The sequence below is a fragment of the Francisella sp. AG1 genome, from assembly GCF_057683165.1.
The window spans coordinates 1,182,914-1,199,526 of record NZ_CM173135.1; the positions used below are offsets into that span (position 1 = coordinate 1,182,914).

A 16,613-nucleotide genomic window follows, 5' to 3' on the forward strand; every position below is an offset into this window, starting at 1 on the left:
TCTATTAGTTCTAAATATAAAAATGGGACTTTCCAACCAATAAAGTATGGTAGCTGTATAATATCACTTGATAAATGGTTATTAAAACAATTAAAAAAGTAATTTTATTAAAAATAAAGGTTAAAACAAAACATGTATAAACAGCTTCTATTCTTAATTGTTATTATATTTTTAACAGGATGTGCACAGCATAATGAAAATGAAAAAAACATCTGGGATAACTATACTAAAAAGACATCGACAAGTTCTAAACTACATTCAGAATTAGTTAAGATACATAATAGAGATAGTCTAGCTTTTATATATTCTCCGTATAGAGCTGACTTTAAAAAAAGTATCTAATCTAAATAGGTTATTTTTAATAACCTATTTAAACATTCTACTTAGATGGTTTAACTCCAATATCTATTAAAATTTTATCCTTAACCTTTAGCAATTCATTTAAATAAAAATCTTTATTTTTTTTATAACGATTTTCTGGAACAAGCATGGATATACCAAAACTCCCTAAAAAAGTGTTCATAGCAATAGCAATACTAGTTATACCCTCTATTGTTTTACCATGATCATATTCAAAACCATTGGCTCTAATTACTGCTAAATTTTTATAAAACTCCTGAGGTTTAGTAATTTTATCTCCCAAAATGTCTGCTACTTCTTCGTCATCGTATAAGGATAAAAGAGCCCTACCAGAAGCCGTAAAATAAATAGGTTTATCCATCATACCTATCCTTGGAATTACTTGTAGTTGACGATTAGCTAAAAATCTATGTACAATTAGTAATTCAGCATCATTTGATTGGGTTAGAACTATCGTTTCATGGGTCTTATCACTAAGTTTTCTTAGTAAGTTTTGAGTCAAAGAAAGTATATCTGCATATGAAGTAGATGCCAACCTAAACACTGCTGAACCAAGCAAGATTCTTCCAGCTCCTTCACTTCTTGTAAAACCTTCTATTTCTAATGCAGCCACAATCCTTTGGATAGTTGAACGAGGTAAGTTTACCTCTTTAGCAATCTCTCCAAGGCTCATTCCCCCAGGTTGTTTGCCTATAGTTTGCAAAACTTTTACCGCCCTACTTATTACTTGGATTTTTTTACTTTCACTCATATAAAACTTTAAAATGATTAATTTTTTATAATATTATCTTTTTTAAGCTATAATTGTCAAGGCCTATTGTATCATAAAACAATACGGTGTATCATTATATTTACAAATTAATTACATCTATCCTCATTTAATAAAAACAAAACCAGATAGATTTACCCTTACTCATAGAGGTTAAGCATATGTTCATAATAACTTTTGACGGTTTAGTATTCTCTCCATTAATATTATTTATTGTTATTGCTAGTTTATTAACTATCGTTACAAACTTAGTTGCTCCTAAAATCTTATATACATACACAAATCTCAAGCTATCATGGATTAACTTATCTTTATTTATATGCTATTTAGGTATGAGTATGCTAATCTTTGGAGACTAATATGCCTAATAAAAAATTAAAAACAATAATTAGTATACTAATTATCTTACTTACCCTTTTTTCACTTTACTCTACTTGGCGATATTATCTTTACTCTCCATGGACTAGAGATGGGAGAGTTCGAGCTAAAATTATAACCATAGCCCCAGATGTCTCAGGGTTTGTAACCAAGATTTATGTAACAGACAATCAAGATGTAAAAAAAGGCCAGTTAATTTTTTCTATTGACAATAAAAGATATACTGCAGATTTAGAAGAAAAAGAAGCAGAACTAAAACATGCAATAATACAGTGGAAGCTAACAAACAGACAATATATGAGGCGTGTAAATTTAGGTAAAAATGGCTCAATAAGTCAAGAAGAACTAGATGACTATCATATGCAAGAAAAGCTTAAAAAAGCAGAACTTGAAAAAGCAAAGGCTGAAGCTGAATTAGCTAAAATAAATCTCGAAAGAACCAAAATTTACGCTCCTGCTAACGGTATTATTAATAACATAGATTTAAGACAAGGTAATTATGCTGTTGCAACTAGACCCGTAATGTCATTAGTTAGAGCCAAATCTTTTTATATCACTGGTTATTTCGAAGAAACAAAACTACCTTTTATCAACATAAATAAAAAAGCTGAAATAAAACTAATGAGTGGTGGTAACCCTCTATATGGACATGTAATAAGTATTGGTAGAGCCATAGCTGATAATAATACAGATGTAAATAACCAACTTTTACCTAAAATCCAACAGACTTATGATTGGGTAAGGTTATCAAAAAGAATACCTGTAGATATAGCTTTAGATAAAATACCTCCAAATACTAACTTAATATCAGGGATTAATGCAATAGTGACTATAAAATGATAAAAAACCTACTAAACCAAATACCTACAATTTTTAATAAAAAAAGTATTATCTATACAATCAAAATATGCATTGCATTAACCCTTGCTCTTGGCATATCTCTAAGTTTAGATTTAGATAAGCCAATGTGGGCAATGATAGCAGCATTGTTTGTACAGACAAGACCAGAAACAGGTCTTATAGTTGAAAAAACTTTATTTTTAATCGGGGTATCATTTATAGGTGTAACTATTGGATTTTTGATTGTGAGCTTTTTTCTACCATACCCTGGATTAGCATTACTTAGCTTATTCATCTTTATAACTATAACAATGTATTTCTCAGCAAGCATGTCTCATCTAAATATGATGTATGGATTAACACAAGCTAATATCACTTGTACAATAGTAGTTTTTTATTCTATAGCAAATCCTATTTATACAACGAGTGAAAGTATATTTCATACAGGTTATTCGAGAATTACAGAAATTATAATCGGTAGCCTATGCTCATGCTTAACAAGTTACTTTATTGCTCCTACAAAGGTTAGTGACACCCTTACAAATCATACTAGAAAATCTTATAATCTAGTTATCAATTATATGAAAGATATTTGTTGTACAGAAAATTCAAAAAATAATCAAAAATATAATAAACAAGTAGAATCTATCCTTCATAGCCTTGTTATCCTTAGCAATGAAGTTAGTGCAAGTAAATATGAAAATACTAATAATAAGAATTACTTGGCATTTATAAATAAAGTAGTTCAACTAATACAAACTGCTCATTCACTAAGAACTAAAGGAAACTCAGAAACTATGCGAAAGCTAAAAAGTATAGCGCCTGATTTTAAAAATTTTGATTTATCTAGTAACAAACTAGATTCTAGCTTAAAGCATTTAGAAATAAATAAACTTATTTCTAAATTTAATAATGTAGTCAAAAGCTATCACAAAAGTTACTCAACTGAAATTGATAATGAAGTTTATTACACTCTAAAAAATTATAATAATATTAACGTTACTTTTTTGACTATTTCACGAACTTTATTATTATTTACTTGCATGTACTTATTGTGGGTAAATACTGAAGGTAATTCAAGTTTACTCATGATGGTAATTTTACCATCTTTCTTTTCTCAATATTTTATAGCCATACCAAACCCTATCGAAATAATTCAGAAGGTAATTATTGGCATAATAATATCATTACCTATCAGTATATTTATTACATTAAACTTGCTATCTTATAGTATAGGTTATTTTGAATTGTTTATTCTTGTGATTCTTGGCACTTTAATATTAGGAATAATCACCCTAATACATCCAAAACTAAATATGTATAGTCTTGGCTACTGCTTTGGTATAATATCTGTAGTCCAACCAAGTAATCATATGGATTTTGAAATAGCTAAATCTTTTACAGTTGGATTAAGTAGTATATTTGGTTGTATTGCTTTATGGCTAGCATTCAAATTCTATCCCCATTCTCCTTATATGCTCACTAGAAAACTTGCAATTAAATCAATAATTAAAGACATTGAAAGCTTACATCAAGGTAAAATATCAGAACAATACTACCAAGCTAAACTAGTAAAGAAAATATTATGTATATACCAAAATCGTAAAAATGATACTTCTTCAGAAAAGCATATAGAATTTGCTCTAAAAAGCTTAACTAGAACTATTCCAAACCATAAACTCTAAGCCATTCACCTTTATCTAAATCAGCTTTATAACTAAAATCACGAAAAGTAAAAGGCAATGATTTTTTTAGTTCATGAACGTTATTATATATTTGTTGTATTGACTTAATTCTTTGCGTACGACTCTTGGTTTTTTGTCCTACTAATTCAAGTAAACCTAAATTATAAGCCCATTGCTGATCACCTAGCATATGATAATACTTTAATGAACTATTCTTAAAGCTAGCTTTGTGTGACTTACTATCTTTTAACTTTAGTATTATACTAGCCAAGCTATCATTGTTCGGTTGCCAAAGCTCTGCCAAAAAGATTGCTTGGCACTCAGATAGTAGAAAAGGCAAAGTTTTCCATGGTAAGCCTACAAATGCAAGATTAATATACTTTTCATGCAATAGCTGATTATAAAGAGGTTCTACAATATTATTATCAGTTGAAATTATATCTTGTGATAAAAATGGAAACTTATAATCATAACCCGTACAAAATATAATTTCGTCAATTTCTAAGCTATTATTATGTTGTGTTTTTACTATACACCCTATCTTACTTCGTTCAATTATTTTTGGCGAGGAAATAAATTTAATTTCTTTTTTAATGTTTTTCAGATTAAAAGCCTCTTCATCCCTATCCAAATCTTGTAAAGAAACATACACTTCTCTACCACTATTGAGCAATTCATGCGATATATCCATACCTGATGAGGAATATCCTACACATAATATTTTTTTACCATGATTATCTGGAGATCTATATGATTTACTATGTGATATATAATCTTTGACCATATTTACCCCTTGTATCGCTGTAGGTATCTTAGTCACGTTATAGTGACCATTGCATATTATAACGAACTGAAATTTCTTATAAATTTTTTCATTATTTTTTATATAAGCTAATTTCCATAATGGTTTATTAGTAGTACTTTCTAAAGGTTCTAGACTAACTACCTCACAATTTAGATGAACATACTTATCTATACCCCAAGCTTTAGCATTATCTACTAAATAGTCCCTTACATTATTGTAATCTACAAATGATCTGTCTGATTTATAAGTAATTTTTTCGTCTTCAAAAACCATTATCTCTTTAGGTAGATTTGTTTTTAAACTTTTATACAAAACACCTTTTGTATGATAATTCCAAACACCTGAAAATTTTGATGTTTTTTCAAATATAGTTACCTCAAACCCTTGAGCCAATAAAGCTTTAGCTGAAATAATACCACTCGCACCAGCTCCTATAATCGCAACGTTACTCATAATCATCCTATTAGATTGCACTTATAACCACTGAATTTACGAATATTTATAACTCCTGTATCAAATATTAAATACTGTCCTTTTATACCCATAAGTCTTGCTTCAATAATAGGATCTTTATCTAAATTGAAAGATTTTATTTTAGTAGGATATTCAAGTACTGGATAATATATATTCTGTATAGCACCATCGACAGGCTCAACACTATTATCTCCATACTTAGCTTTTATTTCTAAAATAGTTTGGTTAGATTTTTTAATTAATTCATCTCTCAAAGCTATAAAATCCACACTATTATCAGGATCTCCCTGCAACATTTTCCTCCAATTTGTTTTATCTGCTATATTCTCTTTAATAGCTACTTCCACTAACCCAGACATTAATCTATTTTCCACAGCAAAAATTGGAATAGCTTGGCTAGCACCTTGATCTATCCAGCGTGAAGGAACATTTTTTAATTTAGTAATACCAACTTTTATATTGCCAGTATTTGACAAATATACAATATGCGTTTTCATGCAGTTTTTTTCTCCCCAACTAGAATCTCTACATGTGCCTTGAGCAAAATGACATAATTCTGGCTTAACAATACAAATATCGCATTCAGGTAGCCTCCTCATACACATAAAACAATGACCTTGAGAATAACTCTTTTTTGTTTTAATACCGCATGATACGCAATTAATTTCACCCAAAAACTCTATTTTAAGATTCTTACCAACATAATCATTTAGGCAAATATCTTCTAATTTATAGATAGCTTTATTCGTTCCATCTAAGGTTGCGTTCATTTTATGAAGGTTTACCGTTTTGTACATTTTATTTTTTATTTTAATATATGATTTAAACTGTCTTTTAGAATATCAGACTTTAAAACTAGTTAAAATGCTTGATATTATTAGCTATAATCGAAATAGTTTAAATAATGTAACTTAAACATGAATATAAGATTAGATAAATGGCTGTGGGCAGCTAGATTTTATAAAACTAGAGCTCTAGCAAAAAAAGCTATCGAAGGTGGAAAAGTACACTTTCAAGGCCACAAAACAAAGGTCAGTAAAATAGTAAAAATAGGCGATATATATCAGATTCAGCAATCTTATATAAAAAAAATCATAATTGTTGAAACCTTAGAGGAAATTAGAAAATCAGCTCCAGAAGCATGCAAACTCTATACTGAAACTTCAGAAAGTATACAAAAGAGAGAGCAAGAAACAATACTAAGAAAAACTGCAAACATACAAAATACCAAAAAACCTACTAAAAAACAAAGAAGGCAAATAATGGAGTTAAAACAAAATGATTAATTACTAAATTTCTCTATCATTTTTAGAACTATATATATTATTGCACTAATAATTGCTGAAATAATACATACTTTAAGTGCTATCGGAAATAAATTAATAAATATAGTAATAATTGTTACAATAATTAAAACACCGACAAATATTGATAAAAACTTATCCATTTTATATTTTCCCTATTTTATAATTACTTTAGCGAACTTACGCTTACCAACTTGAAAAACATGATTAGTCCCTTTACTAAAAACTGCCTTATTATCAGTAAGCTTTTCACCATCAATTTTAACAGCGCCCTGTTTAAGCATACGATTTGCTTCAGATGTGCTTACTACTAAGCCTGCTTCTTTTAATAAATTAGCTACAGGTAATTCTTGATTCAATTCTACAACATTTATTTCATCTGGTATCTGATTTTTTTGAAATCTTTGAATAAAATCTTGATGAGCTTTCTCGGCATCTTCTTTAGAAGAGAACCTTTCAATTAGTTCTTTAGCAAGTAAAATTTTAACATCACGAGGATTTAATCCACTTACAACATCTTGTTTTAATTTTGCTATATCCTCTAAAGATTTGAAACTAAGTAATTCATAGTAACGCCACATAAGCTCATCTGAAATTGACATGATCTTACCAAAAATATCATTAGCTGGCTCCTCTATTCCAATATAGTTATGGCTTGATTTAGACATTTTTTTAATGCCATCCAAGCCCTCTAAAAGAGGCATTGTAATTATAATTTGAGGCTCTTGTGCATTTTGTTTTTGCAACTCTCTGCCCATTAGCAAATTAAATTTTTGATCAGTTCCACCTAGTTCAATATCAGCATTCATGGCTACAGAGTCATAACCTTGTACAAGTGGGTATAAGAATTCATGAATAGATATAGGTTGACCACCTTTATACCTTTTGGAGAAATCATCTCGCTCAAGCATCCTTGCTACGGTTGATTTAGATGCCAGTTTTATCATCTGACTTGCAGACATTTGATCAAACCAATCACCATTTCTGCGCACAATAGTCTTCTCTTTATCTAAGATTTTAAAAACTTGTTTTGTATAAGTCGCTGCATTTGCAGCAACTTCTGCTGCTGTTAGAGGTGGCCTTGTAGAGTTTTTACCAGTTGGATCACCAATTTGAGCCGTAAAATCCCCTATCAAAAAATGAATTTCATGGCCTAAATCTTGAAGTTGCTTTAGCTTATTGATAACTACTGTATGACCAAGATGAATATCTGGAGCTGTAGGATCACAACCAAACTTAATAACCAAGGGCTTATTTTTTTCAAGTTTTTTAACTAGTTCTTCTTCGATTAGGAGCTCATCAACCCCTCTTTTAATAATTTCTAAAGTTTGCTGTATAGTCGACATTATATTTAGCAAATATATAATTTTCTCAATAAAGAAAAATTATACCACAAAACTCTTTTATAGAGACAATAAAACCTTATACTTATTACAAAGTGAAAACATTTAACAAATAATGAATATATTCATCTCTCAAAGTAATAATATTTATTTCAATTTAGCATTTGAAAACTGGCTTTTCCTTGAAAAGTTACAAGATAAAAAAATTTTATTCCTATGGCAAAACTCTCCTTCTGTTGTCATAGGACGCGCTCAGAACCCATGGTTAGAATGTAATCTTGAGGCGATGAAAAAAGATAATATTCCAATGGTAAGGCGCCAAAGTGGTGGTGGTACCGTTTATCATGACTTTGGCAATTTAAATTATACGATTATTTCTCCCAAAAAAGAGCATAATATAAAGTCCAACCTAGCGTTAGTATGTCAAGCTATTAGAAAATTAGGTATAAATGTATACCCTAATGATAGAAATGATATAATGATGGATTACAAAAATTTTACCTATAAAGTTTCTGGAAGTGCTTTTAGAGAGAAAAAAGATAGAGCTTTTCATCATGGTACTCTTTTAATCAATACAAACACTAAAAAGCTCTACGATTACCTTCATCAACCAATAGACAAATCCCTTGATACAAAGGGCGTTAAATCACACCGATCAAAAGTGATAAACTTATCTCAAATTAAACCTGGCTTACAAGTTCAAGATATAACAAAATCCTTTATGGCAAGCTTTCCAAGCATTGAGCTTAGTTTAATAAATGAAGAAACTCCTATTGAAAATCCTGAAATTATTAGCAACGAAATCAATAACCTAAAAAATTGGCAGTGGCGCTTTGGTAAAACTCTACCTTTTACTAAAACATATAGGAAAAATAGTGAAGAAATTAAGATTAAAATTGAATCAGGATTTGTTACTGAAGTAAAAAATGTCTATAAAAATACTAATATTGCGAGTAAAAGTATTGATTTTAAGTATAAATATGACTTTAATTTCTTTAAACAACTATTAAGTGATCAACCATGAATAAAGTAAATTTTTTTTATAATTTTGAGCTCTTTAAAAAACATCTCAACTTTACAGGATCAGCTGAACAACCAAAACGGTTAGATATAGTTAAACTAGCTTTTGAAAAAGCTAAAAAACTAAATATTATAGAGCCTCATAAAATAGATACTGATGGTTTTAACGATAACTTCAAAACATATATTCAAACTCTACATCCTAAAGCACACATCACAGAAATAGAAAACTCGTCTAAGATAGAAACTGCTAATTTACCACTAAAAGCTCTTAATGAAACGCTTTGTAAATCTATACAAAACGGTCAGATTTCATTTTACGCAATGCGTCCTCCTGGCCATCATAGTTTTGCGGGTGGAATAAGCAAAGATGATAAATTTGATGGTGGTGATGAAGTTGGTGAAGGATATTGCTACTTTAATAACATAGCTTTTATATCGATGTTAGCCCATAAGAATTTTGATAAAAAATCAATACTTATTATAGACTGGGATTATCATCATGGTAATGGCACCCAACACCTTTTTTTTGAAGCTAACCAGCAAAAAATTAAAGCAAAATTCAAAGATTTTAATGTATATTTTATATCACTACACAATGCTAGTATATACCCTTATTACGATGAAATACCAAATAGTGATCCTATAAATTTTGGTACAATAACAGGCAAAGCTTCAAACTCAAATAGTTTTATAAAAAATGTTCACTTTAAAAGACACGAATTTATTGATGAAGAATACTTACCAAAATTCTATGCAACTATTGATGAAGCATTTAATAACTTCTCTCCAGACCTTGTCTTGATTTCAGCTGGCTTTGATGCTAGAAACAATGATCCTATAGCTAAATTTGAAAAAGGCGAAGGTCTAAGTGACCAAGCATATTATAAAATGTCTAAATATATAAAATCTAAACTCTCTTTATCTAACAATATTTGTCCTATCATTTCTTTATTAGAAGGCGGTTACAACGTAGATAAATTAGGATTTTCACAAGCTCTCTTAGAGCATTTAAAAGGTATTAGTGAATCTTAACTTCTATACTTTTTAAAAACTATTCTCTTTGTATATTTCTAAAGATGTTGTATCATAATCAACCAATACTAAATCATATTAGTTTTATCTCCCCATAAAACTTCAAATTTTAATCATATGAATATTTTTAAATTTATCGGATGCATACTTTTAATTGTTAGTTGCATGATTGGAGGAGGCATTTTAGCTTTGCCTATCATTGCTTATGATTTTGGTCTAACTGTTAGTTATATAATAATAACTTTTGCTTATATTATTATGCTCATTTCAGGATTACTTACCTTAGAAATATGTTTAAAGCTACCAGAACATAAAAATAACTTCTCATCTATTGCAGAATATTGTTTTGGTAAATATGGTAAATATTTCACTATACTAATCCTAACAATAATTATATATAGCATTATTACAGCATACATTAATGCTAGCCCAAGTATATTTACAAATACTTTTTTACCTGACTTAAACATCCCTCATCAAAGAGCTATTCTTAATCTATCTTTTACACTAATATTAGGTAGCATAGTAATTTTTGGAATTAAATATACTGATAGATTAAATAGATTTATTATGGGTTTTAAACTAATTATACTTTTTTGTATCACCTTATTAATTCTAATTAAAATACCTTCAACATCGGGATTTACTCCCAAATCTTTTATAAATTTCTCCAAAGGATTTGCTATAATATTATTTGTATTTTCCTATCAAACAATAATTCCAAGCATAACAAATTATGTAGGTAGAGATTATGCTAAATATACTCAAAAAATTATTTTCATAGCCGTCACAATAACTTTTATAATCAGTATTTTATGGATAAATGCTACTGTGAGCATCATAGAACCATATTCCTCTGAAATTGGTAGTAAACTCACGCTATCTAAATTATTACAGATTATGAACAATTATAACCTTGGTATATTTACTACAACATTTCTTAAAACTTTTTTCAATATTACTCTCATATCTTCATTTATTGCTTTATCAATAGCTTTTATAGATATATTGATAGATATTCTAAAATTAGATTATAAACTCTTTAATAGAATAATCACTGGGCTTGTTGTATATTTACCTTGTTGGGTAATAGCAAACTATAATAGCGATCTTTTTGTTACAGCATCTGCTATATCAGGATTCTGTGGACTATTTATTGCTCTATTGCTACCTTCAATAGCATCTTACAAACTTTATAAAAAAGAAGAAGCTATGTTCATAGAGGGAAAGTTTATCAGAGCTATTATGGTTTTTATTAGTATATGCCTTTTGATTATTTTAATAATAAAAGCCTAGCTTATACTATTTTTTTACGTGTAGAATAAAAAGTTGCAACACTAATTGCAAATATAAAAGGCAATATAAAAGCATCTACAACAGTCACAAGAATATTTTGAACTGACATTTCTAGCGAATTTGCTTCTACATTAATATACTTCAACAAATATATTAAACCAAATGTAAACATTGGCTTAACAATCATTAAAGCTAATAAAGTCAGAGAAATCCTTAGCATATAAAAAAAATTATTTTTTATAATATAGAAATTATTTAAAACTGACTCTAAAATACCTTTTTGATCTAAAAGTACCATTGGCATCACGGTAATAAACAATAATATTGCCAAAAATATACCTATATATTGCAAAAACATTGTTAATATAGACATGACAATCATCGAAAGTAAAAATGCTCCAATAAATGGAAAAATTCTTTTTGAGAAAATCTGTATAGCTATTTTCAAAGCATCTAGTATCTTTAATTCATCTTTGACCATAATACCTTGAATTATAATCACCATTGCATACACAAAAATAGTTGCTACCATTATTATTAAAACTATTAAAGCCAATGTATTACCAGCTGGAAGTTTACTAATATCAGTATCGCCACCACTTTCTATATATCTATCCACACCATTATTCATTAAATATACAAAACAAAATTCTGAAATAAATGAAAGCATAAAAGCCAAGGCAAAAGTTATCTTAAATGCCCTCTTATAAAGAGTTGTTGCTAATGAAATAGTTTCTTTAAAATTTAAATTACTCATACTAATTACACCTTATTAATAAATGAAATAAGCTAGAATATAACATAAAAACTCTGTTTTTTATGCCAAAAATTAAGCTATAAGAGATATAATCAAAAAAGTCTCAATAAATTACTTGTAAAATCTCATATCAATACCACCTTATATTATTAAATAATTTATTTTAACAACGCCGAATAAAGGAATAATTATGGAAACAATGAAAGGAACTACTATCCTTTGTGTTAGAAAAGGTGACAAAGTAGTAATCGGTGGTGATGGTCAGGCAACCCTAGGTCATACTGTAGCAAAAGATAATATTGTGAAAGTTAGAAAATTAAATGGCGGCAAAGTTCTTACTGGGTTTGCAGGTTCAACTGCTGATGCATTTACACTCTTTGAAAAATTTGAACAAAAACTAGAATTTTTTCAAGGCAACCTTGAAAGAGCTGCTGTAGAAATGGTGCGTGAATGGCGCCTAGATAGAATGCTAAGCAAGTTAGAGGCTATGATCATAGTAGCCGATGAAAAACTTTCTCTACTAATTTCAGGGGTCGGTGATGTAATGGCTGCTGATAAGAATGACATTATATCAATTGGCTCTGGATCAACTTATGCCCGCTCTGCAGCAACTGCTCTAGTTGAAAACACAGATCTTTCAGCACAAGAAATCGTAGAAAAAAGCCTTAAAGTAGCTGCGGATACTTGTATTTATACAAATCATAATTTCACTATTGAAAGTTTAGAAAATAAAAAAGGATAATTTATACCATGGCAGAAATAATGACTCCCAAAATAATAGTCCATGAATTAGAAAGACATATAATTGGTCAAAACAATGCAAAAAAAGCTGTAGCGATAGCTTTGCGTAATAGATGGCGTAGAATGCAACTTGATAGTGAAATGCGTCAAGAAGTAACTCCTAAAAACATCTTAATGATTGGGCCAACTGGTGTTGGTAAAACAGAAATTGCCAGACGCCTTGCTAAATTAGCTGATGCTCCCTTTATCAAAGTTGAAGCAACCAAATTTACAGAAGTCGGTTATGTTGGTAAAGACGTAGAATCTATAATCCGTGATTTAGTTGAAATGGCAGTAAAAATGAAGCGTGAAGATGCTAAAAAACAAGTTACTAAAAAAGCTAAAAAGCTAGCAGAAGAAAGAATTCTTGATGTTCTTATACCTGTAGCAAGAGTCTCTGAATCAAAAGTTGGTTTTGCAAATGAACCTGTAGAAGACAATAATGCTAAGAAAGAAAAAGAGAATAAAACTCGTGAGATTTTTAGAAGTAAAATCCAAAATGGTGAGCTTGATGATAAAGAAATTGAGATAGAGGTGGCTGCTGCGCCTAAAAGTATAGGTGTAATGGGCCCTCCTGGCATGGAAGACATGACAAATCAACTTCAAGACTTGTTCTCTAGCTTAAGCAGTGATAAGAAAAAGAATAAAAAAATGAAAATCAAAAATGCTATCAAGCTAGTTGAAGATGAAGAAGCTGCTAAACTAATAAATGAAGAAGAGATCAAATCTCGAGCTCTTGAATCTGTTGAGCAAAATGGTATTGTTTTCTTAGACGAGATTGATAAAGTTTGTAAAAAGTCTAGTAACTCTGGTGCTGATGTTTCTCGTGAAGGTGTACAACGTGATCTTTTACCTTTAGTTGAAGGCTCTGCAGTATCTACCAAATACGGTATGATTAAAACTGATCATATTTTATTTATAGCATCAGGTGCTTTTCATGTTGCCAAACCATCTGATCTTATTCCTGAACTACAAGGTAGACTACCAATCAGAGTAGAGCTAAATTCTTTAGAAATAGAGGATTTTGTCAGAATACTAAAAGAACCAGATTGTTCTATATTAAAACAATATATAGCTCTTATGAAAACAGAAGGTGTTGAGCTAACTTTTGAAGAAGATGCTATCAAAAAAATTGCTGATATTTCATATCACGTAAATGAAGAAGTCGAAAATATTGGTGCTAGAAGACTACATACTGTTATGGAACGACTTTTAGAAGAAATATCATTTGATGCGCCAGAATTAGAAAATAAAACTATAAATATAACAACTGATTATGTTAATGACAAATTAGCTACATTAGTTAAAGATAAAAACCTTAGTCAATACATACTATAATACCCACCTATTAAATTTCTTTTTATTTTTTGCTGGTTCTAGCTATATTTCTTCATAATCTAAATATAGAATTTTTATTACACTTTTATCTAAATTTTAACACACATGGATTTTCCCTTATTTAAAAAAGCATCTAGACTTCTGCTTATAACACAGCTTTTCTCAACTGTAAGCTTTGCTGTATTATATTCAACTCTTGTTTTATTTATGACTCAAGCTTTAGGTTTTACGGTAACAAAAGCAAGTGCTGTAATGGGTGTTTTTGTAGCATTTAATTATGGCTTACACATATTAGGTGGCTATATTGGTGGTCGATTAATTAGCTATCGAGTTTTATTTTTGATAGGCATGGTCTTACAGATAATTGCTTGTCTGTTTTTATCATTTCCAACTACTGAACATTTATATATAGCTCTGGCACTCTTTTTAACTGGTTGTGGTCTAAATGTACCATGTATAAACATGATGTTGACTCAACAGTTTGAAAATGATGATAATTCTAGAGAAACCGCATTCTTTTGGAATTATGCAGGTATGAATGTTGGTCTTTTTATTGGCTTTACAATCGCAGGCATATATCAAGCAGAACATAGTTATAATATACTTTTCCTTATTACAACTATTACAAATATAATAGCTTTTTTACTTGTAATAACTAGCTGGAAAACTGTAGCAGATAGAACAACCCCATTAGTCAGAAAAATTAAAAAATCAGGAACAAAAACTCTATATAAAAATAGCATGTATACAGTCATTCTAATTTTTATAACTATAGCTATTTTAGTTGTAGCTTTACAGTTTCCTCTTAACACAAACTATATTGCACTAGCTATCGGAATTGCTCTATTAGCAATGTTTATCCCTATAGCAAGATCACAAGATACGAAAGAACAAAAAGAAAAAGTATATGCTTATATTATTTTAGCAACTTTCGGATTAGTATTTTGGTCTGCTTATCAGTTAGCACCAATGGCTCTAACTGTATTTACAGAAGCTAATGTTAATAAACATATTTTTGGCTTTACAATCCAAACCCAGTGGTTTCAGAATGTAAATACTGTGGTAATAGCCGTTGGTGGTGTATTATTGCCTAGCCTTCTTATAATTATTCGTCGAAAATTTATATTCTCATTCCCTATGCAGTTTTGTTTTATAGTTAATCCGATAGTTATTTGACAATAATGTTATAATATTTAGAAAAAATGTCATCATATAGCCAAGATTTCAGAGATATCGTAATAACTAAATATAAAGAAGGCCTAACAGACAAAGAGCTAAGTAATTTTTTTAATATAGATATCCGTACTACTAGATCTTGGATAAACTTATACGAGACAACTGGTGATTATAAATCTAAGCAAGGCTTGGGTTGCGGTAGAGTAGCAACCTTTACAGATAAGGAAGCGATAGAAAGCTACTTAAGAACATATCCAGATGCAATGGCTTTAGATATTAGAGAAGCATTAGCTCCTGAAATACCTAGAAGCACATTTTATGATTGTCTTACCAGACTTGGTTTTAGTTTTAAAAAAAGACACCTAAATATAAGCAAAGAAAAGAACAAGATAGGCAAAGTTTTATAGAGGTTGTTGAGACTATTGAACCTAACAAACTTGTATATTTAGATGAAATGGGTATGGATAATAAACAGTCTGTACTAATAGGATGGTCTCTTGTTAGTAAACCTAGCTATGGTGAAGTTATTGCTTATCAAACTCAGAGAAAAAGTATAGTTGCTGGTTATAACTATTTAGAAAAGAAGATTATAGCACCGCTAGAGTATACTGGATATACAGATACTATACCTTCCTGCTTATTCTCCTGATTTAAATCCTATAGAAAAAATTTGGGCCAATTTTAAAAGAATTTTAAGAAAAGTAAATAATTCTTTTGATAATTTATCTGATGCTATTACTCACGTCTTTAGCACAATATTATCAGATTAACTATAGCATCATATTTATTGGAATTGGATTTTTGATGCTAGTGATAGGAATTTTCTCAGCAAATAAACTTGGACAAACAGCTGCTATATGGTTAATTTTAAGTTATATATTTCAGTCTATAGGAGAGCTTTTAATATCCCCAACAGGATATGCTATGATTGGTAAGCTAGCTAATCCTCGACTACAAGGTCTAATGATGGGATCTTGGATGGTTGTTACAGGAAGTACATCTGGGGTTATAGCAAGTTTATTATCAATATTAGTTGCTTCACCAGATATTAATGCTACACCAATTCAAACTAACACAAACTACTTTATTCTTTTCGCAGCTTTATCTTTTATTGCGATTATTGCTGCTATTATTATGTATTTTATAGTACCTAGAATTAGGAAGCTTGCTCACATCTAATATATTGCCTATATTTTCTTCTTACTATATCTTATAATCTAACTATGCTTATAATTATCTTAATGCCATTTATA

General features: G+C 29.6%; 15 protein-coding genes and 3 pseudogenes. 12 read left to right on the forward strand and 6 right to left on the reverse strand.

The annotated features are described in order from the left end of the window. The first annotated feature begins 132 nt into the window (after positions 1 to 132). Positions 133 to 342, forward strand: coding sequence for a hypothetical protein (locus ACR0PV_RS06170; protein ID WP_488172272.1), 210 nt, complete (start codon positions 133 to 135; stop codon positions 340 to 342). A 37-nt stretch (positions 343 to 379) separates the two neighbouring features. Here the strand turns inward: ACR0PV_RS06170 and ACR0PV_RS06175 are convergent, their stop codons facing one another. Then, positions 380 to 1,111, reverse strand: coding sequence for an IclR family transcriptional regulator (locus ACR0PV_RS06175; protein ID WP_488172273.1), 732 nt, complete (start codon positions 1,109 to 1,111; stop codon positions 380 to 382). Positions 1,112 to 1,489: 378 nt separating this feature from the next. On the opposite strand from ACR0PV_RS06175, the gene ACR0PV_RS06180 reads away from it, so the two are divergent. Both ACR0PV_RS06180 and ACR0PV_RS06185 read left to right on the forward strand, forming a co-directional pair. Beyond that, positions 1,490 to 2,347, forward strand: coding sequence for an efflux RND transporter periplasmic adaptor subunit (locus ACR0PV_RS06180; RefSeq protein WP_488172274.1), 858 nt, complete (start codon positions 1,490 to 1,492; stop codon positions 2,345 to 2,347). Further along, entirely contained in the window at positions 2,344 to 4,032 is a 1,689-nt protein-coding gene (locus ACR0PV_RS06185) for an FUSC family protein (RefSeq protein WP_488172275.1), read from the forward strand. The genes ACR0PV_RS06180 and ACR0PV_RS06185 overlap by 4 nt, the downstream gene beginning before the upstream one ends. Here the strand turns inward: ACR0PV_RS06185 and ACR0PV_RS06190 are convergent. Further along, entirely contained in the window at positions 4,010 to 5,290 is a 1,281-nt protein-coding gene (locus ACR0PV_RS06190) for an NAD(P)-binding domain-containing protein (RefSeq protein WP_488172276.1), read from the reverse strand. The genes ACR0PV_RS06185 and ACR0PV_RS06190 overlap by 23 nt on opposite strands. A gap of 2 nt (positions 5,291 to 5,292) precedes the next feature. Next, positions 5,293 to 6,108 carry a DUF2797 domain-containing protein gene (locus ACR0PV_RS06195; protein WP_488172277.1) on the reverse strand — a complete coding sequence of 272 codons (816 nt, stop codon included), beginning with the start codon at positions 6,106 to 6,108 and terminating at the stop codon, positions 5,293 to 5,295. Positions 6,109 to 6,228: 120 nt separating this feature from the next. Between ACR0PV_RS06195 and ACR0PV_RS06200 the strand changes: the two genes are divergently transcribed. Next, the gene (locus tag ACR0PV_RS06200) at positions 6,229 to 6,597 is read left to right on the forward strand and encodes an RNA-binding S4 domain-containing protein (protein ID WP_488172278.1); all 369 of its coding nucleotides are present in this window, start codon (positions 6,229 to 6,231) and stop codon (positions 6,595 to 6,597) included. On the opposite strand, the gene ACR0PV_RS06205 is transcribed toward ACR0PV_RS06200, so the two are convergent. After that, positions 6,594 to 6,758: a hypothetical protein gene (locus ACR0PV_RS06205; protein ID WP_488172279.1), complete on the reverse strand. Its 165-nt coding sequence runs from the start codon at positions 6,756 to 6,758 to the stop codon at positions 6,594 to 6,596. The genes ACR0PV_RS06200 and ACR0PV_RS06205 overlap by 4 nt on opposite strands. A gap of 12 nt (positions 6,759 to 6,770) precedes the next feature. Beyond that, complete coding sequence (gene tyrS / locus ACR0PV_RS06210) at positions 6,771 to 7,961, reverse strand: tyrosine--tRNA ligase (RefSeq protein ID WP_488172281.1); 1,191 nt, start codon at positions 7,959 to 7,961, stop codon at positions 6,771 to 6,773. Between the two features lie 112 nt (positions 7,962 to 8,073). Between tyrS and ACR0PV_RS06215 the strand changes: the two genes are divergently transcribed. From ACR0PV_RS06215 to ACR0PV_RS06225, 3 genes are all read left to right on the forward strand, one after another. After that, positions 8,074 to 8,982 carry a lipoyl protein ligase domain-containing protein gene (locus ACR0PV_RS06215; RefSeq protein ID WP_488172282.1) on the forward strand — a complete coding sequence of 303 codons (909 nt, stop codon included), beginning with the start codon at positions 8,074 to 8,076 and terminating at the stop codon, positions 8,980 to 8,982. Beyond that, positions 8,979 to 10,013 carry a hypothetical protein gene (locus ACR0PV_RS06220; RefSeq protein ID WP_488172283.1) on the forward strand — a complete coding sequence of 345 codons (1,035 nt, stop codon included), beginning with the start codon at positions 8,979 to 8,981 and terminating at the stop codon, positions 10,011 to 10,013. Before ACR0PV_RS06215 ends, ACR0PV_RS06220 begins: the two co-directional genes overlap by 4 nt. 117 nt (positions 10,014 to 10,130) lie before the next feature. Further along, on the forward strand, positions 10,131 to 11,309 hold the full coding sequence (locus ACR0PV_RS06225) for an aromatic amino acid transport family protein (RefSeq protein ID WP_488172284.1): 1,179 nt from the start codon (positions 10,131 to 10,133) through the stop codon (positions 11,307 to 11,309). Between the two features lies 1 nt (position 11,310). Here ACR0PV_RS06225 and ACR0PV_RS06230 read toward each other — a convergent pair whose 3' ends face one another. After that, positions 11,311 to 12,066 (reverse strand): hypothetical protein, encoded by a 756-nt coding sequence (locus ACR0PV_RS06230; RefSeq protein ID WP_488172285.1) that lies wholly within the window; start codon positions 12,064 to 12,066, stop codon positions 11,311 to 11,313. A 190-nt stretch (positions 12,067 to 12,256) separates the two neighbouring features. Between ACR0PV_RS06230 and hslV the strand changes: the two genes are divergently transcribed. From hslV to ACR0PV_RS06255, 5 genes and pseudogenes are all read left to right on the forward strand, one after another. After that, the gene (gene hslV / locus ACR0PV_RS06235) at positions 12,257 to 12,808 is read left to right on the forward strand and encodes an ATP-dependent protease subunit HslV (protein ID WP_488172286.1); all 552 of its coding nucleotides are present in this window, start codon (positions 12,257 to 12,259) and stop codon (positions 12,806 to 12,808) included. An 8-nt stretch (positions 12,809 to 12,816) separates the two neighbouring features. Then, positions 12,817 to 14,184: an ATP-dependent protease ATPase subunit HslU gene (hslU, locus tag ACR0PV_RS06240; protein WP_488172287.1), complete on the forward strand. Its 1,368-nt coding sequence runs from the start codon at positions 12,817 to 12,819 to the stop codon at positions 14,182 to 14,184. Between the two features lie 105 nt (positions 14,185 to 14,289). Then, positions 14,290 to 15,336: pseudogene (locus ACR0PV_RS06245) on the forward strand (POT-type proton-dependent oligopeptide transporter); the annotation flags it as partial. 50 nt (positions 15,337 to 15,386) lie between these two features. Further along, positions 15,387 to 16,130 (forward strand): annotated as a pseudogene (locus tag ACR0PV_RS06250) (transposase). Then, positions 16,069 to 16,539, forward strand: a pseudogene (locus ACR0PV_RS06255) (POT-type proton-dependent oligopeptide transporter); the annotation flags it as partial. The pseudogenes ACR0PV_RS06250 and ACR0PV_RS06255, both read left to right, overlap by 62 nt. Between the last annotated feature and the right edge of the window lie 74 nt (positions 16,540 to 16,613).

Bases quoted from the DNA above. Each gene is read 5' to 3' on its own strand.
- ACR0PV_RS06225 (WP_488172284.1), top strand. From the start codon at position 10,131: ATGAATATTTTTAAATTTATCGGATGCATACTTTTAATTGTTAGTTGC.
- ACR0PV_RS06220 (WP_488172283.1), top strand. From the start codon at position 8,979: ATGAATAAAGTAAATTTTTTTTATAATTTTGAGCTCTTTAAAAAACAT.
- ACR0PV_RS06185 (WP_488172275.1), top strand. From the start codon at position 2,344: ATGATAAAAAACCTACTAAACCAAATACCTACAATTTTTAATAAAAAA.
- ACR0PV_RS06190 (WP_488172276.1), bottom strand. From the start codon at position 5,290: ATGAGTAACGTTGCGATTATAGGAGCTGGTGCGAGTGGTATTATTTCA.
- ACR0PV_RS06170 (WP_488172272.1), top strand. From the start codon at position 133: ATGTATAAACAGCTTCTATTCTTAATTGTTATTATATTTTTAACAGGA.
- hslU (WP_488172287.1), top strand. From the start codon at position 12,817: ATGGCAGAAATAATGACTCCCAAAATAATAGTCCATGAATTAGAAAGA.
- hslV (WP_488172286.1), top strand. From the start codon at position 12,257: ATGGAAACAATGAAAGGAACTACTATCCTTTGTGTTAGAAAAGGTGAC.
- ACR0PV_RS06200 (WP_488172278.1), top strand. From the start codon at position 6,229: ATGAATATAAGATTAGATAAATGGCTGTGGGCAGCTAGATTTTATAAA.
- ACR0PV_RS06180 (WP_488172274.1), top strand. From the start codon at position 1,490: ATGCCTAATAAAAAATTAAAAACAATAATTAGTATACTAATTATCTTA.
- ACR0PV_RS06230 (WP_488172285.1), bottom strand. From the start codon at position 12,066: ATGAGTAATTTAAATTTTAAAGAAACTATTTCATTAGCAACAACTCTT.
- tyrS (WP_488172281.1), bottom strand. From the start codon at position 7,961: ATGTCGACTATACAGCAAACTTTAGAAATTATTAAAAGAGGGGTTGAT.
- ACR0PV_RS06215 (WP_488172282.1), top strand. From the start codon at position 8,074: ATGAATATATTCATCTCTCAAAGTAATAATATTTATTTCAATTTAGCA.
- ACR0PV_RS06175 (WP_488172273.1), bottom strand. From the start codon at position 1,111: ATGAGTGAAAGTAAAAAAATCCAAGTAATAAGTAGGGCGGTAAAAGTT.
- ACR0PV_RS06205 (WP_488172279.1), bottom strand. From the start codon at position 6,758: ATGGATAAGTTTTTATCAATATTTGTCGGTGTTTTAATTATTGTAACA.
- ACR0PV_RS06195 (WP_488172277.1), bottom strand. From the start codon at position 6,108: ATGTACAAAACGGTAAACCTTCATAAAATGAACGCAACCTTAGATGGA.